Below are 23610 nucleotides of genomic sequence, written 5' to 3'. Positions count from 1 at the left end.
TATAATTCCTTTACTTATTTTTTAGTGAACCAGAGGTCATTCAAGAATCCAGAGAAAATCAAGAATGACAACATAACAGTGTTAAATGTAATAAAGATTCCCAAAGCCTTCGTCCATTTATTTTCAGGAAGTGGCTCAAGACCAGCTTTCTTACGTTCTTTATTAATGGTCTTCTTCTTACGTAACCAGGCATCATTGATTCCTAGACCAATACCATGGAAAATACCATAAGCAATGTAGTACCAGGTAACTCCATGCCAGAATCCCATTACCATCATATTAATGACATAGGCCACATTTGATGTCGTGTTACGATTTTTGAAAACTTTGTTACGCATCAAAACCATAACCAAACGCATAAAGACAAAGTCACGGAACCAGAAAGACAAGCTCATATGCCAACGATTCCAAAATTCTTTCAAGTCTCGTGAGATGAAAGGTTTGTCAAAGTTGATTGGGCTCTTAATCCCCATAAGGTTTGATGCTGCCAAGGCAAACATCGAGTAACCCGCAAAGTCAAAGAAGAGATCAAAACCGAAAACATACATGACACCAAGTGTTGGTAAATTAAAGATACCACCTTGAGCCAAAGCTTGTGCTTTCAGCGAAGGCAAGAGCATACTTCCGAAAATCTGAGCCAAAACAAACTTATAGAGGAAACCAAGCATGATATATTTTACAGCTTGCTCCAACATATTCATCAGCTCGTCTCGCTCAGGAATCGCCTGGTAATCTTCGTTAAAGCGTTTGAAGCGATCAATAGGACCACTCGTAAAGGTTGGCATAAAGAGCATGAATCGGAGAAATTCTCCAAGTGTAAACTCTTTAAGGACACCATCCCGCATCTCGATAATCATACCAACTGATCGGAAGGTCAAGTAAGAAATACCAAGAAAGTTTAAGACTGACTGAGTACCATTTATCGCAGGCTCTACCTTAACAAAAATCAAGGGAAGGACTACAAGAAATGAGTGTAAATAGAAAACCCATTTATTGTCCTTTTTACTGCGGTAATGTTTGTAGGAATAAACCCAGATGATTTGCCAAACAATATAGAAGAGTAAGGCTAGTAATTGGCTAGCATGTGTTCCTGTCAGAGCGAGAACAATAAAGGCTAGACTTACCAAACACTCATAAATCGCAAAACGCTTTTTAAAGAAGAGACCCACAAAGATTGGCAATAGAGCTAATCCAAGATAGATAAAATAGAAGGGATTACCGTAGGCTTCTAAATGGGGGAGCTGTTTCAAGAAGTCAATCATGGTTGTTAACCTCACTGATAAGACCCTTGATATCGATTTTCCCATTTGGTGTTAAAGGCAAGCTCTCACGATAGAGGAACTTAGTAGGCATCATGTAAGACATCATGATATCTTCTAAGTCAGCCTTAATCGCCTTGGTGATATCAATTTCACGTTCAAACTGCTCACGAACACCATCCTTAAGAATCACATAAGCCAAGAGGTTCTGAACCTTATGGTCTTTATTGTAACGTGGCACAGCTACTGCTGAATCAATATACTTAGACTTATTAAGGTTTTGTGAAACATCCTCTAACTCAATACGGAAACCATTAAATTTAATCTGGAAGTCCATACGACCACCGTAAAGAAGGAGACCTTCATCAGTCATCGTTCCTACATCACCAGTATGGTAAGCAGGAAGGCCATTAAACTCGAAGAAGGCTTCCGCAGTCTTTTCAGGATTGTTCATATATCCTTTTGAAACTGCTGGTCCTGAGACGATGATTTCACCTTGTTGACCATTTGGAAGGATATTGCCATCCTCATCGATAATATAAGTCGGTGAATCTTCCTTGGTATAACCAATCGGCAAACGCTTAAGGTTAGCCAGCATCTCATCAGTTACTGCTACTGCTGATAAGGCTACAGTTGCTTCAGTTGGTCCGTAAGCATTGATAATACGTGCTTCTGGGAAACGTTGGCGAAGCTTTTGAGCAGTCTTGACAGTCAACTCTTCTCCGTCAAAATAGAAATGCGTAATTTCTGGCATCTTTTCTGAATTGAAGTCTTCAGACAACATTGCCATATCTGCAAAAGATGGTGTTGATGTCCAAATGGCAATTGGAAGTGAGAAGATCGTTTCAAAGAGCTTCTTGAAGTCCTGTGTAATAGCTGAAGGAAGAGCATAAAGTGTTCCTCCAAGTGCCAATGTAGGTGCCCAGTACATTACCGATAGGTCAAATGAATAAGGCGGTTGAGCCAGCATTTGTGGACGTTTTGGAGTCGCAAATTCCTTATCCGTAATCATCCAGTTGGTGAAACTAAGGAGATTATTGTGTGAAATTTGGACCCCTTTAGGCTTACCTGTAGTTCCTGATGTGAAGATGATGTAATAAGTATCATCCCCCTTAACAGGATGAGTCACTTCATAGCTAGTCTTGCTTTCAAAAGCTGCTGTCACTTGGTCCAATGTTAGGATTGGAGCTTGGACATCCTCAAGTGGGAAGTCATTGATAGCAATAATCAGACTAGGCTCTGCTACTTCAACAATTGCCGTCACGCGCTCAAGAGCTGAGTGACTGTCAATTGGAATATAAGCGTGACCAGATTTAGTCAAAGCGACAAAAGTTGCCAACATTTCATACTCTTGACCGCCATAAACCACAACAGGTGATTTTTCTGGAATATCAAGACTATCAATCTTGGCAGCTAGGCTATCCGAGTCAGCTTTTAAGTCACCGTAAGTGTGAACTTCCCCTAAAATATTGTAAACAGGAAAGTCAGGTTGTGATTGAGCAAACTGCTCAATCGTTTCGATCATATCTTTAATTTTTGTATTCGTCATTATTCTTCCTAAAATTCGTTATAGATAAAATTACCTTGACCTTGTCCTAGGTAATTGTAGAGATAAATTAGGGCCATAAAAATGGCGAAATAAAGCAAGGTTTGTCCTAAAAACACTAGGACGTTTTTATGTTTTAACATTCTAATTTTCGATACCTTTTTTTATATAATATCCTCTTTAGTTTACCATCTTATCAGTATTTTTTCCAATAAAAAAGAAAAAATAACTAAATTTCATTTCTTTTTCATTAATAAGCTTCCGTGATAAATGATTGGCTAAAATCATAAAAAACAGAGCTTAAAAGCTCTGTCGGATTTAACTATTTTGTGTCTTTTGGGCCGTCTGCATACGATAGTACATTCCCTTAGCTTGCATCAGTTGTTCATGGGTTCCGTGTTCAACGATATCTCCATTATTCATGACCAAAATAAGGTCCGCATTCTCTATGGTAGATAATCGATGGGCAATGATGAAACTTGTTCGACATTTCATTAATTTAGCGAAGGCCTCTTGAATGAGAAGCTCTGTACGAGTATCGATACTAGAAGTGGCTTCATCCAAAATTAAGATTTTAGGCACATTGACAAATATGCGAGCAATGGTCAAAAGCTGACGTTGTCCCTGAGAAAGGGATTGCCCCGCATCATTCAAGTAGGTGTCGTAGCCTTGAGGCAACTGCTGAATAAAGAAATCAGCATTGGCAGCCTTGGCCGCTGCTATGACTTCTTCACGACTGGCTTCTGGATTTCCATAGGCAATATTATCATGAATAGTGCCGACCTCAAGCCAAGTTTCCTGCAAAACCATCCCAATCTGTTTCCGAAGACTCTCACGAGTATAATCTGTAATAGGTCTACCGTCCAGTAGAATGTTCCCCTTATCCAAATCATAGAAACGCATAAGTAGGTTAATCAAGGTAGATTTCCCCGCTCCTGTTGGACCAACAATGGCAACAGTACTTGCGGCAGGGATATCAATGCTCAAATCCTTGATAAGAGGTTTATTAGGCAAATAGCCAAATTGGACATGGTCAAATTGAAAACGTCCCTGCACATCTGCTTCTTCCAAGACCGCCTTACCTGTTTCTGTTATTTCCTCTTCATCCAATATCATATAAAGGCGATCAGCACAGGCCAAAGCACTTTGAAGTTCAGATAGAACAGATGAGATATCATTAAAAGGTTTGGTATACTGGGTGACATAATTTAGGAAGGTAGTCAATTGTCCCACTGTAAAAGCGCCACCCGACATGATTCGATAAGCACCAACACCTGCAATGAGAGCATAGATTAGACTATTAACAAAACGTGTAGCTGGGTTAACCGCTGACGAATAAAAGATAGCACCCTGTGAATAATCAGCATACTTACCATTGACGTCTTTAAAACTCCTAACCATCTGGTCTTGAGCATTTAGACTCTGTACTAAAGCTTCTTGAGTCAGACTTTCCTCAATCAACTGAGTCTGCACACCTCGCCATTTAGTTTGATTGCGATAGAGTTGATAGCTCTTCTTTGCGATAAAACGTGCCACAAGCATTGACAGAGGCGTCATCACTAGAACTAAGAGCATCATGAACCAGTCTAAGCGAGCCATGGTAATGATTATGACAAAGATAGTCAAAAGCCCAACGAAAAATTGGTTAAAGACCATGAGAAGTCCGTTGTTTAACTGATCGCTATCTGTAGTCACACGGCTAACCATGTCTCCAGTTCCTTGACGATCAAGGTAACTAAGAGGCATAGCATGAATTTTCATCATGACTCGTTCACGTAAACTTTCGCTATATGAATAAATTAATCGATTATAAATCAAAGGGTTAAGCCACTGGATTGCACTATTAGCTAAGATAACTACAAGCATCTGCCAAATTAATCGTGACATCAATAGAACGGCGTTCATCTTAAGAACAGCGTCCACTGCATCACCAATTAAGATAGGTAAGTAAACCGTTAAGGCAACTTGAATAATGGTCCCAACAGTTGCTAAGGCAAAGAGGTAGCGCTGACTTAAGATATCTCTACTTAAACGTTTAAGCGTTGATTTATTATTTCTAGCCTTCATCAGCGACCTCCTTTTGATGTTGAGAATAATGAATGTCTTGATAGAGTTTATTTGTGGCAAGCAATTCTTCATGATTACCCAAGCCAACTTGATGTCCCTTATCAAGCACCAAAATTTGATCAACAGCTTTTAGACTATTTGTTCTTTGCGAAATAATAATCAAACTCGTTGATTTAAGATTGTCTCTGATAGCCGCTAGTAGACGACTTTCAGTCAAGTAATCTAGGGCTGAAGTGGAGTCGTCCAAAATCAAGAATGGTGCTGGTCTCATCAGCGCACGCGCAATAGTCAAACGTTGACGTTGACCCCCCGAAAAATTACGGCCAAATGACTCAACTGGCTCATCTAAACCAAGATCTTTGTCTTTAACAAAATCAGCAGCCTGAGCCATGTCAAGAGCATGCCAGAGTTCTTGCTCACTCGGTTCGTGGTCAAGTCCTAATGACAAGTTTGAACGAATAGTTCCTCTAAATAGCTCAGCTTTTTGCGGGACGTAGGCAACCCAAGAACGCCACTCTTTAAGGTTTTTTGGTGATTTTTGATCTTTGAAAATAGCTAATGAACCAATCTGAGGCTGATATAAGTTCATGATTAAGTTCACCAATGTCGATTTACCCGAACCTGTACCACCAATAATACCTAGTGACTGACCTTGAGTAAGACTTACATGAATCTCTTGAAGTGATGGCTGACTAGCCGTAGGATAGGTAAAGGTCATCTGATCAATAGCTAGCACTGTGGAAGCCTGACTAGAAGTTCGGACTTCTAAAGGTGCTTCAATATCCTCATCTTGGAGTTCAAAAATAGCTTGTACCCGTTTCGCTGAAATAAAACTTTGATTCAGATTAGTCAACATCATGGCCAATTTAAGGAGCTCCGTCAAAATTTGCAAGAGATAATTGACCAGAGCAATCAGCATACCTTGGGACAAAAGACCAACTTGAATTTGCAGATTTCCTTGCCAAAGGATAGCAATCAAGGTCATATTAACAACCAAGAAAGTCAAAGGACTAATGAGACTTGCTATCACTCCTGTTTTGAGCTGCCACTTCTTCAAGTCTTTGTTGACGGCAGTAAAGTTATCTAATTCACGCTCACTTTGATCAAAAGCCCGAATAACCCTCATACCTTCAAGTTGTTGACGCGTATTGGTAACAATCGATTCATTAATCACTCGAATCTTGGCATATAAAGGATTGACGATGCGACTGGCTAGTACAATAATAAGAGTCAATACCAAGACCATGCCAAGAAACCATAGGGTCAAGCGTGGACTAATTCGGAATGCCATAATAATGGCTCCTGTCACGATAATTGGTGCCCTCAAAAAGAGCCTCAAAAATTGATTGATGCCCGTTTGGATTTGAAAGGTATCACCAGTCAAACGTGTCACCAAACTTGACGTTCCAATCTCATCCCGCTTTTCCTTTGATAAACGCATGATTTTCGCATACAAATCATTGGTTAAACCTCGGGCATAGCCAACGGCTGCTCTGGATGAAAAATACTGTGCTGAAATAGCAACAACAACCCCAATAACGGCAAGTCCGAACAAGAGAAAAATCATCATAAACAGATGATTTTGGTCTTTATTTGGAATAGTTGTGTCGACAATTCCAGCAATGACTAGTGGGACCAAAAGTTCGAAACTGGCTTCGATTAATTTAAAAACGGGTCCCAGGATACTGTCTTTGACATATCCTTTGAAATAAACTAATAATGCTTTCATTTGTCTTTCCTTAAGAATGAAGCGTATCCTCTTAGAGACGAGAGAACATACGCATCAAAAAGAGGTTAAACTGCACTTCTTTGGCGTAATAAATATTTCCGCCATTTGTATAAAGTTTTCCGCCACCATAGTACATGGCAACCGGTTGGTAATAGGTGTAAGTTTCTCCACTGATATTTCCTAGACTCGGAGCAACGACATTTTTTGAATAAGCTTTTGCTAATTCGACGGTGTTAACTCCACCATTATCAGCCACATAATCGATATAGGCCTTACCAAAATTATAAGCTTGTACTGCTGTCCAAGGATCCACCTTATGATGAGCAGCTTCTTCCAGATTTTCTGACAGCACCGTCACCCCTTGACGAATACTTTCTTTTCGATCTGTGATGGAGTTAGTCACTCCTGTAGAACTTTCACTGGACTGCATCACGTCATCTGTCTTCCCCTTGGTTTCTGTGTAGATCATAGCCAACACCAAATCGACATTGGTTGTATTATCAATATCGTCCTCAGCCAATACCTCCTTAACCATGGATTCATAGGTTAAGACATGTTGAACATTGGCATGGATTCGATAACATTGGATACCTATGATGAGGACTACGACAAAAACCGCCAGACGTCTTATCCATTTAAACATATTATTTATTGATGATATCCTCGATATTTTTGATGAGAATAGAGTAGGTGCCATCAGGATTTTGAATAAATTCAACACTATCGGCATCCTGATAAACATTATTAGGCACGATTAACTCAATTCCGTTCGATAACGATAATTTTTGATTCTCCAATTTCTTAATTTGACGTGAATGGTCAATATCTGATACCGAGATAGGCTCAGGTATGGCCTCTTTGAGCTCATCAACAAAGGTCAAACGAGCTGTCAAATTATTATCAAAGAGCTGGTCTGCCAATTTTTCGGGTGATAACTCTTGATCTTCTTCCAAATTATTGAAAATAGCAGATTTCATTTTCCCTTGGAAGTTAAAGTCATCCTGATTAAAATTCTCGGCAATCTTCTGGGCAGTGTCTTCAACCATCTTAATCGATTTCTTGACAGATTGTTCAGGCTGGACTTGCAACAGATTTTCAGAGAAATAATTGGCAAAGCTTCCATTATGCTTGATTCGCTTTTCAATCAAATAATACTGCTTACTACTACGATTGATTACCAAAGCTTCATCAGGTGTCTGGGCCGCAGAAGGCAAATTATTTTGTGACAATTGAATAGGATGTTGGCTATCTCCCAAAGAATGAATCAAACTGTCCTTGAGAGCAATACGCAAGAAAGCAAAATATTCTTGCCCTTCTTTGTCAAACTGAATAAAGACCAAATCATTGGTCTTTTGATCTTCAGAAATGACAAATTCTTCCTTCCAAAGTTGGGCAATCTTGACTGAACTTTCCATCAAATCATCTCCTAAATGACTAATGAAAACATTCTCTGCATCGAAATAGCCACGTTTAGCCTCATCTGAGAAAACCTTAGAGAGTTTCTTTCGAAAATATTCATCTAATCGAGGTGTTATTTCAAGAGGCCCTTCTGCTAAAACCAGCTCCGTATCATTTGGCGAAAACTGGTGAATGATAATGCGTTTAATATATAAATCTAACATAGTCTTTTAATAGAGTGGGAAGGCATCTGTAAGAGCTTTAACTTCTCCACGAATGCGTTCCAAAACTTCAGGTTTATCGTGATTTTCCAAAGCTTCAACCATTAATTCAGCAATTTTACGGCTCTCAGCTTCACCCATACCACGACTTGTAATGGCTGGACTACCAACACGGATACCAGATGTCTTGAATGGAGACAATTGCTCGTAAGGAATACCATTCTTGTTCAAAGTAATATTAACTTCTTCAAGAACGTTTTGTGCAACTTTACCATTTTCAACAACTTTAGTCACATCAACCAAGAAGAGGTGATTGTTAGTTCCACCTGAGATAACACGGAAATCTGGATGTTGATTGAAAACATCCGCCATGGCAGCAGCATTCTTGATAACATTTTCCCCATATTCCTTAAAGGCAGGATCAAGTGCTTCTTTAAGAGCAACAGTCTTAGCAGCAATAACGTGTTCCAATGGTCCACCTTGCAAACCAGGGAAAACCGCAGAATTCAATTTCTTAGCGATATCTTCATCATCAGTCAAAATCAAACCTCCACGAGGACCACGAAGTGTCTTGTGGGTTGTTGTTGTTGTCACATGTGCATGAGGAACTGGACTTGGATGATGACCAGAGGCTACAAGACCAGCAATGTGAGCCATATCTACCATGAGGTAGGCACCTACAGCATCAGCAATTTCACGGAATTTAGCAAAATCAATGATACGTGAGTAAGCTGAAGCCCCAGCCACGATGAGTTTTGGTTGTACTTCTTTAGCTTGAGCCAGAATAGCATCGTAATCAAGAAGTTCAGTTTCTTTATCAACGTTGTAAGCCACAAAGTTATAGGTCTTACCAGAGAAGCTAACTGGTGCACCATGTGTCAAGTGACCACCCGCTGACAAATCCATTCCCATAACCGTATCACCTGGTTGAATCAAAGACATGTAAACTGCTGCATTAGCTTGGCTACCTGAGTGAGGTTGCACATTGGCAAATTTTGCTCCAAAAAGTTCTTTGGCACGCTCAATAGCAAGTGACTCAACCACATCAATCACGTCTGTACCACCATAGTAACGTTTACCTGGATAGCCTTCTGCATACTTGTTAGTCAAGAGTGTTCCTTGAGCAGCCATTACAGCTTTAGATACCACGTTCTCAGAGGCAATCAACTCAATATTGTTTTGCTGACGTTCAGCCTCGGCATCGATGGCGTTCCATAGTTCAGGGTCAAATGCTTTGTAATCTTCTTTATCAAAAATCATAGAGGTCTCCTTTGAGGTCTAATGGGGTTCAATCAACTCACCCACATACAGTCGGAAATTATCTCACACTTCCATAGGTCTCTGTTAGTCATTTATTCTATGGTCAACTCGGGTAGAGCCGCCAATAGGTCTTCTTTTGTAATCTTCCCTTGTCTGAGAATTTTAGCCGGTGAAACAGATAAATCCAAAATCGTCGAATCTACACCTAACAAGGCAGCGTCATCTTGATAGCCTGTCACCTGAAAATCAAATTGCGCTCTTATTTGGTCAAAATAACGACCACTAGCCTCCCCAGACTTATTGGCTGAGGGACCAATTAAAGGACCTTCCGCTTGGATCAGCTCTCTAGTGACAGGATGATTTGGCAAACGGAAGCCAACTGTCGCCAATCCTGAATTAATCCATCTGGGGACTTTATCATTAGCTTTTAAAATGATAGTCAAAGGTCCAGGCAAAAAAGCATCATACAATTGTTTCAAATACTTGGGTTGCTCTTTTGAGTAGGACAGGATATCTTCATAAGAAGCGACATTCAAATTCATAGCTTTATCTCTAGGACGATTTTTCAGCTCATAGACATGGTTTACAGCACTCTCATCCATAGCCTTAGCAAATAGACCATAGACAGTCTCTGTAGGAAGAACGACTGCACCACCGTCAGCCAAGATTTCTCTTAATACTTTCTTACTTTTCATCATCCATCACGACCATTCTATCTTGTCCAAATTGGTCCTTAAGGACACGCACTCGCTTATCAGGAAAATGTAGAGACAAGAGTTTCTTCAAATCCTGGCCCTGCTTATAGCCAATTTCAAAGTAGAGCTTTCCACTAGGAGTCAAATACTTATCTGCCTCCTCAATAATCTGTCTATAAATGGCAAGTCCCTCTTCATCAGCAAACAAGGCCATCTTCGGCTCGCTAGCCAAGACATTGACCCCAACTTCGTCCTTATCGTTTTCAGAAATATAGGGAGGATTTGACACGATGATATCAAAACTACCAGAAATATTTTCGAAAACATCTGATTGAACAAAGCTGATGGCTACCCGATTTAGCTTTGCATTCTCCTGGGCAAGCTCTAGCGCATCCACTGATAAGTCACTAGCTGTTACTTTCCAAAGGGGGCAACTCTTTTTCAGGGATACCGAAATAGCACCACTCCCAGTTCCGATATCAAGAACCTTAAGATCTGTGCTTGGGTTTTCCGCTACAATCAAGTCCACTAGTTCTTCTGTTTCAGGACGTGGAATCAAGACTCGTTCATCAACCTGAAAACGTAAACCATGAAAGTCTTCATAGCCCAAGATATACTGGGCAGGCTTGTGTTTCTTTAGTTGGCTAAATACATGAGCTAATAGCTCAGCATCTTCCTCTGAAACTTTCTGACGCAATTGAAGAACAAAATGAGTCAAGTCCCACTGCTTCAAACCACGATAAACAAAGGAAAGGGCCTCTGGCTCTTCTCCAACTGCCTCAAGCTGCTTCTCATAGTCAGCCAGAACATCCGCTAGAATCATTTGTTAAGCTCTTCCAATTTTTGCGTTTGATCATAAAGAACCAAGGCATCCACAACTTCATCTAGTTTCCCAGCCAAAATCGTATCTAGTTTTTGAAGGGTCAAACCAATACGGTGATCCGTTACACGGTTTTGTGGGAAGTTGTAAGTACGGATACGCTCTGAACGATCTCCTGTACCAACAGTAGACTTACGCTCAGCATCTTGTTCATCTTGAGCGATTTGTGCAAAGTGGTCCGCAACACGCGCACGGATAATCTTCATGGCTTTATCACGGTTCTTCTGTTGTGTACGTTCTTCTTGCATCTCTACTTTGATTCCAGTAGGAATGTGAACCATACGAACCGCAGTCGCAACCTTATTGACGTTCTGACCACCAGCACCAGATGCGTGATAGATATCGACACGAAGGTCCTTAGGATCAATTTCGTACTCTACTTCTTCAACTTCTGGCATAACCAAAACAGTTGCTGTAGAGGTATGAACACGACCTTGGCTCTCAGTCACAGGCACACGTTGTACACGGTGTGCTCCTGATTCATATTTGAGTTTTGAGTAGACTGATTGTCCTGAAACCATGGCAACCACTTCTTTGATACCACCGACACCATTATAAGAAGCTTCCATGACCTCAAAGCGCCAACCTTGTGTTTCTGCGTATTTTTGGTACATAGCTAAAAGGTCACCTGCAAACAAGGCAGCTTCATCACCACCTGCGGCTCCACGGATTTCGAGGATGATATTCTTGTCATCATTAGGGTCTTTTGGCAAGAGAAGAATTTTCAAGCGTTCTTCGTACTCTTCTTTAGCGGCTTTGGATTCTTTGAGTTCTTCCTTAGCCATTTCTTCCAAGTCAGGATCACCACTTGCTTCCTTAATCATCTCTTCAGCGTCTGAGATACTTTGGATGACTTGCTTGTACTCACGGTATGCTGTCACAGTTTCACGAGTATTTGCCTCTTCACGCGACAACTCCATGAAGCGTTTAGTGTCTGAAACGACTTCAGGGTCACTAAGCAATTCACCCAATTCCTCATAACGGTCTTCAACCGCTTGTAACTGATCATAAATATTCATTTGTTATCTTTACTCCTTATATAACTAATAGTCGTTTTCAGCCTTATTCAAAGGGATTATGTTTTCTTGAGGTGGATTAAACCAGTGCTTTCGGCAAACGGAGATATAACTCTCGTGTCCTCCAATTTGAACTTGTGCTCCCTCATAAACTGGCTTACCATCTTCCATACGAAGAACCATGGTTGCCTTTCTCGAGCAATAATGACAAATAGTCTTGATTTCATCAATCTTATCAGACAAAAGCAAAAGATATTTAGAACCTTCAAAGAGATTGTTCTGAAAATCATTTTTGAGACCAAAAGCCATCACTGGGATATCTAACTCATCAACAATTCGTGCCAAATCATAGACATTCGCACGGGTCAAAAACTGAGCCTCATCAACTAAAACGCAGTAAGGTCGTGGATCCATATGAGCAATGTAACCAAAAATATCCGTATCATCACCAATAGGATAGGCCTTCCGTTTCATGCCAATACGACTAGAGATATAGCCGACCCCATCTCGATTATCCAAACGACTGGTCAACAATACTACTGGTTTCCCTTGTTCTTCGTAATTATAGGCAACCTTAAGAATTTCAATGGATTTCCCAGAATTCATGGTGCCGTAGCGAAAATAAAGTTGTGCCAAACCAGTCTCCTCTAAAATATGTATTGTACTTATTTTATCATAATTCCAAGCGTAAAAGGGAGGGAGACTGAACAATTTTTGAAAAAAGTTCGCCTCTCTCCCTTATTTTTATGCTAGGTTTGACTGGTATTCCAAATGGCTCAATCTTATCTTCCTGATAAAGTTTTACCAGTCTAAAAGTTTCTTATGAATAGGCTTTAGCCAATTTTTCAAGAAGTTCTTCTTTCTCCTCATCGCTGGCAAATGAAGCTTCAATTGCCGTCTTATTATGAGCATAAAAGTCTTGAACTGAGCTATCAAAATGCTTGTGATAGAGTTCGTACTCTTTGGTCAGGTTTGTATCAGAAACGGTACGATTGTCCGTATTAATAGTAATATTAGCCCCTGCCGCTTTCATTTTTAGATAAGGAAAATCAGTAACTGTAACAGCTGCCTTGGTCTGGAGATTACTTGTTAAACATAACTCTCCTGTGACACCATTTTTGACAAACTCTTCCAAAAGCTCGGGTTCTTGAGCCAAAATCGTTGCATGGCCATTACGCTTAATTCCCATGGCAATCGACTCAGCCAAAAAGGCAGGGCAACCACACTCACCAGCATGAAAAGTCATCGGACGGTTGTAACTTTGGACTTGTTCAATCAAAGGTTTAATCGCTTTAGGTCCATAATGATGTTCATCTCCAGCAAAATCAAAACCAACAAAGTCACTATTTTCAACTTCATTTGCTTCATCAAGAATACGAGCCGTTAATTCTTGATCTGATTGGCGCATGCCACAAACTAGGGCCTTGGCTACAATACCAAATTCTTCTTGAGCTTGACGTAAGCCTTGACAAACAGCATCAATGGTCTCAGCGACAGTCAATCCCTTATCCATTGACAATTCTGGAGCAAAACGCACTTCAATATAGATGACATTTTCAAGAGCAGCCTGTTTTGCGACATCATAAGCCGCAATAGTCAAGGCTTCCTTTGTTTGAAGCAAAGGACGAATATAATCAAAAGCCTCAAGATAATCTAGGAGACTCTCACAGGTAGCCGGTGCTGTCACATGATGTTTGAGCTCCGCATCGTCCTCAGGTAACTCAATCTGTGCCAAGTCAGCTAGGTGACGAATGGTTTCCAATGATAGAGAACCATCCAAATGGCAGTGTAGTTCTGTTTTAGCCAACTTATGAAAATCAATAGCAGTCATTCTTTTCTTCCTCTCTAAACAATATGTTTTTTTATCAGATAAAAATAATTTTTACTATCTTATCATTCTTATGGAAAAAGTCAAGGTGCCGCTCCTAATAGGACGTAGTAGATTCTTGAAATGCCATTAGCATTTTGTTAGGATGTAACTATCAAGAATACAAGGAGAAACTTTATGTCTGACTATATTTTACCAGAAGTTTGGGAAAACCCAACCTCTATGGGAGGTGCCTGGGGTGGCCTCAATCAACCTACAGCTGGTGCACGTTTTGAACAAACTTTACCTAAAGGTGACCAACCTTTCCAACTCTATACTCTTCCGACACCAAATGGTATCAAGGCAACTATCATGCTGGAAGAATTGAAAGAACTTGGTGTAACTCAAGCAGGTTATGACGCTTATCGTATTAAGATTGGTGACGGTGATCAATTCGGCTCAGACTTTGTTTCAATCAATCCAAACTCAAAGATTCCAGCCATGATGGATTACTCTGAAGACCAACCAGTTCGTGTCTTCGAATCAGCTAACATCCTCCTTTACTTGGCTGAAAAATTCGGCAAACTCATTCCAACTGATCACGGAAAACGTACGGAAGTTCTCAACTGGCTCTTTTGGCAAACAGGTGCTGCTCCTTTTCTAGGTGGTGGCTTTGGGCACTTCTTCCACTATGCACCTGAAAAAATCGAATATGCCATCAACCGTTTTGCCATGGAAGCCAAACGCCAACTCGACTTGCTCGATAAAGAATTAGCAACCAAACCTTATATTGCTGGCGATGAATATACTATCGCTGATATCGCTATCTGGTCTTGGTATGGCCGTCTTGCTCAAGATAAGATTTGGGATAAGGCTGGTATTTTCCTTGATGTTAAAGAATACAAGCATCTTCAAGCTTGGACTGAAAAAATTGTCGACCGTCCAGCAGTTAAACGAGGACTTGAAGTCGACTATAAAGAAATCTAATTTTTATAACGGTTTGCCTAGGCTAACCGTTTTTCTATTGTTTCATGATATAATAGAAGCAAAATCACAAGGAGACATTCATGACTGTATTTCAAGCTATTTTAGAAAAAATCAAAGCCTACGACACTATTATTATCCACCGCCACCAAAGACCTGACCCAGATGCCATTGGTAGTCAGGTAGGACTGAAGGAAATTTTAAAAACAAACTTTCCAGATAAAAAGGTTCTTGCGACAGGTGTCAATGAACCTACCTTATCTTGGATTGCTGAGATGGACGAGGTAGCTGATCAAGACTATGAAGGGGCACTTGTTATTGTTACCGATACTGCCAACACCCCTCGTATCGACGACGATCGTTATGATAAAGGTGACTTCCTTATCAAAATTGACCATCATCCTAACGATGATGCCTACGGTGACCTTCTACTTGTTGATACGACTGCTTCAAGCGCCAGCGAAATTGTGACAGACTGGGCCCTCAGCCTTGGCCTTTCCTTGTCAGATGCTGCTGCGCGTGTTCTCTACAATGGTATTGTTGGCGATACAGGTCGCTTCCTCTTTCCATCTACTACTCCTAAAACACTTCAAATCGCGGCTAAACTTCGTGAATACGACTTTGATTTTGCAGCAATGGCTCGTCGTATGGACAGTTTTCCTTTCAAAATTGCTAAACTACAAGGTTATGTTTTCGATAATCTAGAAGTCGATGAAAATGGTGCAGCTCGAGTTGTCTTGACACGAAAGATTTTGGATGAATTCAATGTCACTGATGCTGAAAGTTCTGCCATTGTTGGAACTCCAGGCCGTATTGATTGTGTCGAATCTTGGGCTATTTTCGTAGAGCAGCCTGAAGGACATTACCGTGTCCGTCTACGTAGTAAAAGCATTGTCATCAACGAGATTGCCAAACGCCATGATGGTGGCGGCCACCCACTTGCTAGTGGGGCCAATTCCTACAGCTTAGAAGAAAACGAACAAATCTATCAAGAAATTAAGGATACTGTTGCCCATGCAACTCACTAATCGTCGTGTACGTCTCATGGGAACTGTGATTGACGTCTCTATCTATCATAAAGAACCAGAACCCCTGCTAGACCAAGTTGAAGCACTTCTACATACCTACAACAAGCGCTTCTCAGCTAATGACGACAGTTCCGAACTCATGAAAATTAACAAGGCAGCAGGCTTACATCCAGTGACAGTTCACCCGGAGCTTTTTGAACTTATTTCTCTTGGAAAATGGCATAGCTGCCAACCTGGAAGTCACCTTAATATTGCTATTGGACCTCTCATTCAGACTTGGCGCATTGGTTTTTCTGATGCTAAGCTGCCTCTTCCTGAAGAAATTCGTCCGCTCCTTGATATCATCAATCCTAATGCCATTCTTCTATCTGAGGAAAATCAAAGTGTTTTTCTCAAAGAAAAAGGGATGAAAATTGATCTTGGTGCCCTAGCAAAAGGATATATTGCAGATCGTATTGCAGATTTTCTTAAAGCTGAAAAAGTAACCAGCGCCCTAATCAATCTCGGAGGTAATGTCCTAACCTTTGGACCAGCCCTCCATAATCCTGACCAAAAATGGCGAATTGGTATTCAAAATCCTAAGGAGACTAGAAACACAAATCTTATGGTGCTTGCTATAAGAGACCAGTCTGTTGTCACTTCGGGAATCTATGAACGTACTTTTGAGATAGATGGCAAAACCTACCATCATATTTTTGATAGCCAGACTGGTTATCCAGTCTCCAGTGACCTAGCCAGTCTTACCATTATTTCATCCCTCTCAGTGGATGGTGAAATTTGGACAACTCGTTTATTTGGCTCTAGTCTCGAACGCATTTTCCAGGAAGTTAGTTCACAAGCTGAGCTTGAAGCAATCATCGTTGATAAAGACAATCACTGCTTTCAGACAGGTGGCATTTACAAAATGCGAATTTCCTAAAAAATAGTAAAAAAGACTTGTCAAGAAGACCACCTTTTGATAAACTAAAATAGTTAAAAAAACTATGGTGCGGAAAGTACCATGGCAGAAAGGAAATATTTTAACATGAAAAAAGATATCCATCCAGATTACCGTCAAGTAGTATTCATGGACACAACTACTGGTTACCAATTCCTTAGCGGTTCAACTAAACACTCAAACGAAACAGTTGAATTCGAAGGTGAAACTTACCCACTTATCCGTGTAGAAATTTCATCAGATTCACACCCATTCTACACTGGCCGTCAAAAATTCACTCAAGCAGACGGACGCGTGGATCGTTTCAACAAAAAATACGGTCTCAAATAAGCAACATCTTGTTGTTAAACCATTCCGATTGGAATGGTTTTTTTGTATGCTCTTGAGTCTAAACTCTCCTACTCCCATCTTTATATAATAAAAAAACAACTTCCATATGGAAACCGTTTAATCCTATTAACCTGCTTTACCAATAGCCAAAGCCCAGATAAAGAAGAGGGCAAATCCGAACAGGAAGATCAACCCTGCAATAGCAAGTCCTTTCAACCAAGTTGGAAGGTCTTTCTTCTCTTTTGTAACAAGTACGTAATTCAAAAGCGCAAAGAAAGGTGTTGTAAGGAATGAACCAATCATGGCGAAACGAAGCATGGTTGCTACTTGACCTTGGAAGAAGAAAATAATGATGAGACCAAGAATAGCTGTCAAGGTCATCCAAACATTCAAAGGTGTTTGATTTTTTTCTTTTTGGTTAAACAAAAGACGAAGAGAAATTTCGTTAACACGTGAGTAACCATCAATAACGGTAATTACAGTACCAAAGATACACAAGAAAGCGATAAAGGTAATCAAATAGCGTGACCACTCACCAAGCACTGATGCGTACATACCAACAAACTGTGCAATATACTTAGCTGATGCTGCTTCTACTGGTTTACCAGTTGGGTACTGGATAAGAGCACCGAGTGCTACAAAGAATACCGCAAGAATAGCTGTTCCGATGTAACCAACGTTAAAGTCAAAGAGGGCATCATCAGTGTTGAAATCAACAGTTTTCTTTTTCTCAGCTGACCAAAGTGAGTTAATGGCTGAAATTTCAATTGGTGCTGGCATCCATCCAAGAAGTGAAACGATAAATGGAAGGGCTGCGAGCTGCCATGGTGTTTTTTCAACGAAGTCAGCACTGTACTCTGGATGTTTGATTGCCGCAATAATAACTGCTGCTACTGTTGCAATAGTCAAAGCTGACATAATCCATTTGGCCATACCATCAAGAAGTTTGTAACCACCAAAGAGTAACATCCCCCAGATAATGGCAACCAAAATGATTGACCATGTGGTAATAGTCAAACCAAGCATTGGAAAGGCACTAGCAATGATGGCTGAACAAAGAATAGAAACTCCCGCAGTATTAACCAAGGCTGAGAAGACATTCAAAATGAAGAATACCCAAAGATAGAACTTACCTTTCTCAGCATAACCTTCAACGAGGGTTTTACCCGTATCTGCGGTATACTCAGCACCAAAACGGAAAAATGGGTATTTAAAGAGGTTAGCAAGAATAACCAAGCCTAGCAAGGCCCATCCATAAGAACCACCCGCTTGGGTTGATGAAACAATGTGGGATCCACCTACGGCCGCTGAAGCCATTAGGATACCAGGTCCCATTGCTTTTATTTTACTACGCCAGGTAGACTGACTAGTTGCACTTGTTTGTGACATAAGAAAATCTCCTAAAACAAATTTTCAGAATAATCTGAATTGATGTTTACCATTTTACACAATTGTTGGAATAATTTCAATAGTATTTCACATTTTTCTGAAAAATAGAAAAAAGCCATCCAAACGGATAGCTCTTTTACTATTTAGACAGTCCTGTAAAGAAATCTACGATAGCTTGCCAGATTTGTGCAAAGATATTTTTGCTGTTCTCAACCGCTTTGTTGGCATTAAAGTTTAAGTTAATTCCAGAGAAAGTATTACCAGCTTTGGAAACGATAGAATCTTTAAGTGATCTCAAGCTTGACTTAAAGCTAGCACTGTCAATGATTGAAGACTTAGATAAATTCATAGCAAAATTCACTAGAAGGTTAATTTGCGTATCAGAAAGATCCAAGTTGTAATTATTGATAGTCTGCTGAACAATCGTTTTAGCTTGGTCTTCAGTCAACTTATCCCCTTTATCAGCAACTGCTGACTTAATATCAGTCATAGCTACATTAAGCTTGTCGGCATCATAGTCACTCTTGCCTGAATTTTCCTCATTAATTTGAGAAAGGGTTTTAAGTTCCTCCTGCGCAAGCTCTTTGCTTTCATCAGAAACCTTAGCCCCATTTTGCTCAAGCGAATAGTAAATACCAGCCAAGGCACTTTCTCCAGTAACTGCGATTGGTGCTGCTACCGTAATCTTGGCGTGTTCGATACCAAGTGTCGTTGCAGCATTACGGTACATATCTGGAGTGATTTTCGTGATATTTTGCGGTGTCACAATCTCTACACTCAAGGTTTCCTTAGCACCTAGCTTAGCAATCTTAACTGAAGAATATAGCTGAAGACTAGAATCGTCAGCAACGTTCATAATTTTTGCATAAGCTGATGTCGTAAGTGTCTTAACATTGGTATCCTTACTACTATCATATCCCAGTAAATTCAGGGTTTCATTACGCTGATCCTCTGACAAGGAATAGCCCATCACATAATCAGGCTGAACATAGGATTCATCAATAACCTTTTGGACTTGTGATGAGGTTGCTGCTTGAGCAACCGAAGTGAAAGCTGTTACTGAAGCCAATATAGCCATCCCAGTAACAAGAAGTTTTTTCAATTTCATGTGTGTTTCCTTTCGAAAATAGAATATTATTCCATAATCTCCTAAAGGACGACTGACTCTAGGCTCAGCCGTTCACCTATTATACCATGACTTAAATAATTAGGGTCAAAAAAACTACTCGTGCAGCTCCAAGGGGAGACCATCTGGATCAGCAAAGAAAGTCATCTTTTCACCGGTAAAAGTGTCCTTGCGGATGGGTTGGCAGGAAATACCCTTTTCTTCTAAACTCTTGACAACCTCTTCAATATTAGTCACTCTGAAAGCTAAATGACGTAAGCCACATGCCTCAGGATAAGACGGGCGTTTGGGTGGCTCCACATAGTTCGGATCACTTGTCTTATTGCCAAAGATTTCAAGTTCTATATCTCCACAACGTAGATCTAACTTATAATCATGGCGTTCCGGACGGTGATTTTCCCGAATAATCTCAAAACCAAGTTTATTAACATAAAAATCTCGAGACAAGTCATAATCAGAAACAATAATAGCAACATGGTGCACTGTATTTAAAAACATATTTTCCTCCATAGAAAAAGGCCCGAGGGCCCCTTTCTTAACTTTGAAATTGATTGTATGATTTATTAAAGGCTTCAATAATATCTGAACTTGCCTTGTCAAAATCTACCTGCGATTTCAATTCACCTTTGACTATTGTACGTTGGGTTGCTTCAGCATCCGTACAAGTTACCAAAGTAACTTCAGACTTGCCTGGTGTATCATCAACCACTGCTACTTCGGTTGGTTGGACGACCTTGACCTCACTAATGACATAAGTATAGACCTTATTTTTATCCGTAAGATAAATTTTCATGCCTTCCTTAGCCTTATCTAGCGGTGAAAATAGCATGTCAGATGCACCAGCAATACCAAAGACGTGGTGACTAGCTAGTGAATAGTTATTTTCACCACCCATGACTTGGTCTTCTTTCATAGTTCCAGCACCGTAGGTCAACTCAGTATTACCAAGTCCTTTGAAAATAGGAAGATTGATACCTACCTCTGGAATGGCAATACCACCAATGACAGGAAGTTCCTGAGCATCCATCTGTGCCTGCAAGACAGACTCTGTGCTAATTGATTTAACGGTATCAAAGTCAAAACTCGTCTTAGCTTCCTTGTTTTTCTCAATAGTCTTTTTAGAAACCTTGCTCACTTGATACTTATTTGTATTCCAAGCAATTACTGTGTTTCGAATAGACTTATTGAAAATCAAGGCTAAACCAACAACCAAGAGAACAACAATCAACACCCAGCGAAGAATATCCAGCCACTTAGGGCGTTTCTTTGTTGTTTTATTTTTCTTATCTTTGCTCATTAGTTGTCACCACTTTCTTGGTCTTCGGAAGCTTGTTCAACTTCTTCTGGCTCAACTAAAGCAAAGGTTACAATACGAGCAGAGTCATCCAAACGCATGACCTTAACCCCTTGAGTTGCACGACCAGTTTGAGAGATATTAGCAACGGCAGTACGGATGATAACACCTGTATCGGTGATGACCATGATATCCTCATCACCAGACACTGTGACAATACCTGCTAGGTTACCATTCTTCTCTGTGATATTAGCAGTCTTGATACCTTTACCACCACGTCCCTTCGTTGGGTACTCAGTAGCTGAGGTACGCTTACCGTAACCTTTTTCAGTGATAATCAAGACTTCTTGGTCTTCTGTAATGGCAGCTGCACCTACAACTTGGTCACCATCACGAAGAGTGACACCTTTAACACCGGCAGCCATACGGCTCATGCTTCGAATAGTGTCCTCTTTGAAGCGTACACTGTAACCAAATTTGGTACCAATGACAATTTCTTCATTACCAGTGGTCAAGAAGACATTGATTAGCTCATCACCTTCTCTAAGTTTCAAGGCAATCAAACCGTTTTGACGGATGTTCTTAAATTCTGCTTCTTTGGTACGTTTAACCAGACCTTGGCGAGTTACAAAGACAAGATGATTATTTTCAGAAGCTTCATCACTCTTAGCGTTAATGACAGTTTGAATGGTCTCACCTTCGTCCAACTTCAAGAGATTGACAATAGGTAAGCCTTTGGCTGTACGACCATACTCAGGTATTTCATAACCCTTGAGACGGTATACACGCCCCTTATTAGTCATGAAGTAAAGGTAATCATGAGTGCTTGTTGAGACAATATCTCGAACAAAGTCATCATCGTTAACACCAGTACCTTGGACTCCGCGACCTCCACGTTTTTGAGAGCGGAACTCGTCTTGAGCCAAACGTTTAATATACCCCTTGTTTGAAAGAGTGATAACGACATCTTCCTCTTCGATGAGATCTTCATCTTCAAGAGAAATGACTTCCCCGACCATCAGCTCGGTACGACGCGCATCCGCGAATTTACGCTTGCTTTCGTCCAATTCTTCCTTGATGATAGCAATGACACGTTCTGGTTTTGCCAAAATATCAGCTAAATCAGCAATCAAGGCAAGGAGATCATTGTACTCATTTTGAATCTTATCACGTTCCAAACCTGTCAAACGACGCAAACGCATATCAAGAATGGCTTGACTTTGACGTTCTGTGAGTTCGAAGCGATCCATCAACTCAGCCTGAGCCTCAGCATCAGTTTGACTATTACGGATAATCGTAATCACTTCATCCAAATGATCAAGAGCAATCAGCAAACCTTCTAAAATGTGGGCACGTGCTTCAGCCTTATCCTTGTCAAACTGTGTACGACGAACCACAACTTCTTGTTGGTGCGCAATATAGTCAGCCAAGATTTGACGCAAGGAAAGGATTTTAGGAACACCCTTTTCAATGGCCAACATGTTGAAGCTAAAGTTAGTCTGAAGTTGCGTTAATTTGAACAAATTGTTCAAGATAACATTGGCAGAAGCGTCACGACGCACTTCGATGACAAAGCGTACCCCTTCACGAGAAGACTCGTCACGGACTGCTGTAATCCCTTCAATACGTTTTTCTTGAGCTAAACGCACGATATGTTCATGAACCTTGGTCTTATTGACCATGTAAGGAAACTCAGTGACAACAATACGCTCACGACCTGATTTAGTTGTTTCAATCTCAGTACGTGAACGAAGGACAATAGAACCCTTACCAGTCTCGTATGCTCTGTGAATACCAGATTTCCCCATGACCAAGCCTCCAGTTGGGAAGTCTGGCCCAGGAAGAACTTCCATCAGTTCACGCGTTGTGACTTCAGGATTATCCATCATCAATTTGACAGCATCAATCGTTTCAGCCAAATTATGTGGTGGAATGTTAGTCGCCATACCAACGGCAATCCCTGTCGCACCATTGACAAGAAGGTTGGGAATACGTGACGGAAGAACGATTGGCTCACGTTCTGATCCATCATAGTTATCTTGGAAATCTACGGTATTCTTGTTGAGATCACGGAGCATCTCCAAAGCGATTTTAGACATACGCGCCTCAGTATAACGCTGAGCGGCAGCCCCATCTCCGTCCATAGAACCAAAGTTACCGTGACCATCAACCAACATGTAACGGTAGCTCCACCATTGCGCCATACGGACCATGGCTTCATAGATAGATAAGTCTCCGTGTGGGTGATATTTACCCATGACATCCCCGGTAATACGGGCAGATTTTTTATGTGGCTTATCAGGTGTCACCCCAAGCTCATTCATTCCATAAAGAATACGACGTTGTACCGGTTTTAAACCGTCACGAACATCTGGAAGAGCACGAGACACGATAACACTCATGGCATAATCGATAAAGCTCGTCTTCATCTCAGACGTCAAATTAACGTCAATTAAATTATTATCTTGCACTCTAAAAATGCCTCTTTTCTTTCATTCAAATCATTCCAAACTCTAATAAAAGAGTATAGAAAATTTCTATATTATTATACCATAAAACGCTTTATTTTTCATTTGTGTAAAACGCTTTCATCCAATAATTACTTATTATTTCGTGACATCTATCACTTAAAGTGGTAGAATAA

At 40.5% G+C, this 23610-nt stretch carries 22 protein-coding genes; 4 read left to right on the top strand and 18 right to left on the bottom strand.

Going from position 1 to position 23610, the window contains the following annotated elements:
• Nucleotides 1-14 precede the first annotated feature (14 nt).
• The 13 genes from dltB to add form a co-directional block, all read right to left on the bottom strand.
• Nucleotides 15-1262 (bottom strand): D-alanyl-lipoteichoic acid biosynthesis protein DltB, encoded by a 1248-nt coding sequence (gene dltB, locus ACT170_RS04880; protein WP_045768621.1) that lies wholly within the window; start codon nt 1260-1262, stop codon nt 15-17.
• Complete coding sequence (dltA, locus tag ACT170_RS04875) at nt 1255-2808, bottom strand: D-alanine--poly(phosphoribitol) ligase subunit DltA (RefSeq protein ID WP_444818103.1); 1554 nt, start codon at nt 2806-2808, stop codon at nt 1255-1257. Before dltA ends, dltB begins: the two co-directional genes overlap by 8 nt.
• 8 nt (nt 2809-2816) lie before the next feature.
• Nucleotides 2817-2948: a teichoic acid D-Ala incorporation-associated protein DltX gene (locus tag ACT170_RS04870; protein WP_002885174.1), complete on the bottom strand. Its 132-nt coding sequence runs from the start codon at nt 2946-2948 to the stop codon at nt 2817-2819.
• A 175-nt stretch (nt 2949-3123) separates the two neighbouring features.
• Complete coding sequence (locus ACT170_RS04865) at nt 3124-4872, bottom strand: ABC transporter ATP-binding protein (protein WP_014634614.1); 1749 nt, start codon at nt 4870-4872, stop codon at nt 3124-3126.
• Complete coding sequence (locus ACT170_RS04860) at nt 4862-6601, bottom strand: ABC transporter ATP-binding protein (protein ID WP_444818102.1); 1740 nt, start codon at nt 6599-6601, stop codon at nt 4862-4864. The genes ACT170_RS04865 and ACT170_RS04860 overlap by 11 nt, the downstream gene beginning before the upstream one ends.
• Before the next feature lie 31 nt (nt 6602-6632).
• Nucleotides 6633-7244 carry a lysozyme family protein gene (locus ACT170_RS04855; protein WP_175061333.1) on the bottom strand — a complete coding sequence of 204 codons (612 nt, stop codon included), beginning with the start codon at nt 7242-7244 and terminating at the stop codon, nt 6633-6635.
• Between the two features lies 1 nt (nt 7245).
• Nucleotides 7246-8223, bottom strand: coding sequence for a nucleoid-associated protein (locus ACT170_RS04850; protein ID WP_004182031.1), 978 nt, complete (start codon nt 8221-8223; stop codon nt 7246-7248).
• 6 nt (nt 8224-8229) lie between these two features.
• The gene (gene glyA, locus ACT170_RS04845; RefSeq protein WP_070577380.1) at nt 8230-9480 is read right to left on the bottom strand and encodes a serine hydroxymethyltransferase; all 1251 of its coding nucleotides are present in this window, start codon (nt 9478-9480) and stop codon (nt 8230-8232) included.
• A gap of 92 nt (nt 9481-9572) precedes the next feature.
• Nucleotides 9573-10178, bottom strand: a complete 606-nt coding sequence (locus tag ACT170_RS04840; RefSeq protein WP_004182037.1) for an L-threonylcarbamoyladenylate synthase — start codon at nt 10176-10178, stop codon at nt 9573-9575.
• Nucleotides 10165-10998 (bottom strand): peptide chain release factor N(5)-glutamine methyltransferase, encoded by an 834-nt coding sequence (gene prmC, locus ACT170_RS04835; RefSeq protein ID WP_444818101.1) that lies wholly within the window; start codon nt 10996-10998, stop codon nt 10165-10167. Before prmC ends, ACT170_RS04840 begins: the two co-directional genes overlap by 14 nt.
• Nucleotides 10995-12074 (bottom strand): peptide chain release factor 1, encoded by a 1080-nt coding sequence (prfA, locus tag ACT170_RS04830; RefSeq protein ID WP_002891161.1) that lies wholly within the window; start codon nt 12072-12074, stop codon nt 10995-10997. Before prfA ends, prmC begins: the two co-directional genes overlap by 4 nt.
• Nucleotides 12075-12098: 24 nt before the next feature.
• The gene (locus tag ACT170_RS04825; protein ID WP_004182098.1) at nt 12099-12707 is read right to left on the bottom strand and encodes a thymidine kinase; all 609 of its coding nucleotides are present in this window, start codon (nt 12705-12707) and stop codon (nt 12099-12101) included.
• Between the two features lie 184 nt (nt 12708-12891).
• The gene (gene add, locus ACT170_RS04820) at nt 12892-13902 is read right to left on the bottom strand and encodes an adenosine deaminase (RefSeq protein WP_004182124.1); all 1011 of its coding nucleotides are present in this window, start codon (nt 13900-13902) and stop codon (nt 12892-12894) included.
• 174 nt (nt 13903-14076) lie between these two features.
• Between add and yghU the strand changes: the two genes are divergently transcribed.
• The 4 genes from yghU (at nt 14077) to ACT170_RS04800 (ending at nt 17157) form a co-directional block, all read left to right on the top strand.
• A complete protein-coding gene (gene yghU / locus ACT170_RS04815; protein WP_444818100.1) occupies nt 14077-14865 on the top strand; it encodes a glutathione-dependent disulfide-bond oxidoreductase in 789 nt (262 codons plus the stop codon).
• Between the two features lie 80 nt (nt 14866-14945).
• The gene (locus ACT170_RS04810) at nt 14946-15890 is read left to right on the top strand and encodes a DHH family phosphoesterase (RefSeq protein ID WP_004182107.1); all 945 of its coding nucleotides are present in this window, start codon (nt 14946-14948) and stop codon (nt 15888-15890) included.
• Entirely contained in the window at nt 15877-16809 is a 933-nt protein-coding gene (locus tag ACT170_RS04805; protein ID WP_444818099.1) for an FAD:protein FMN transferase, read from the top strand. Before ACT170_RS04810 ends, ACT170_RS04805 begins: the two co-directional genes overlap by 14 nt.
• A 105-nt stretch (nt 16810-16914) precedes the next feature.
• Nucleotides 16915-17157 (top strand): type B 50S ribosomal protein L31, encoded by a 243-nt coding sequence (locus tag ACT170_RS04800; RefSeq protein ID WP_003093591.1) that lies wholly within the window; start codon nt 16915-16917, stop codon nt 17155-17157.
• A gap of 126 nt (nt 17158-17283) precedes the next feature.
• Here ACT170_RS04800 and ACT170_RS04795 read toward each other — a convergent pair whose 3' ends face one another.
• From ACT170_RS04795 to gyrA, 5 genes are all read right to left on the bottom strand, one after another.
• A complete protein-coding gene (locus ACT170_RS04795) occupies nt 17284-18546 on the bottom strand; it encodes an NRAMP family divalent metal transporter (RefSeq protein ID WP_038676189.1) in 1263 nt (420 codons plus the stop codon).
• 139 nt (nt 18547-18685) lie between these two features.
• Entirely contained in the window at nt 18686-19654 is a 969-nt protein-coding gene (locus tag ACT170_RS04790; RefSeq protein WP_038676191.1) for a DUF1002 domain-containing protein, read from the bottom strand.
• 114 nt (nt 19655-19768) lie between these two features.
• Nucleotides 19769-20170 carry an SMU1112c/YaeR family gloxylase I-like metalloprotein gene (gloA2, locus tag ACT170_RS04785; RefSeq protein WP_038676193.1) on the bottom strand — a complete coding sequence of 134 codons (402 nt, stop codon included), beginning with the start codon at nt 20168-20170 and terminating at the stop codon, nt 19769-19771.
• A gap of 37 nt (nt 20171-20207) precedes the next feature.
• Nucleotides 20208-20969 (bottom strand): class A sortase, encoded by a 762-nt coding sequence (locus tag ACT170_RS04780; protein ID WP_038676197.1) that lies wholly within the window; start codon nt 20967-20969, stop codon nt 20208-20210.
• Nucleotides 20969-23437: a DNA gyrase subunit A gene (gene gyrA, locus ACT170_RS04775; protein ID WP_444818098.1), complete on the bottom strand. Its 2469-nt coding sequence runs from the start codon at nt 23435-23437 to the stop codon at nt 20969-20971. Before gyrA ends, ACT170_RS04780 begins: the two co-directional genes overlap by 1 nt.
• Between the last annotated feature and the right edge of the window lie 173 nt (nt 23438-23610).

Source organism: Streptococcus sp. cx1, from assembly GCF_052384325.1.
Classification (GTDB): Bacteria; Bacillota; Bacilli; order Lactobacillales; family Streptococcaceae; genus Streptococcus; species Streptococcus salivarius_G.
Note: the sequence above shows the minus strand (reverse complement) of the source record. Positions and strands in the feature narration are given on the sequence as shown.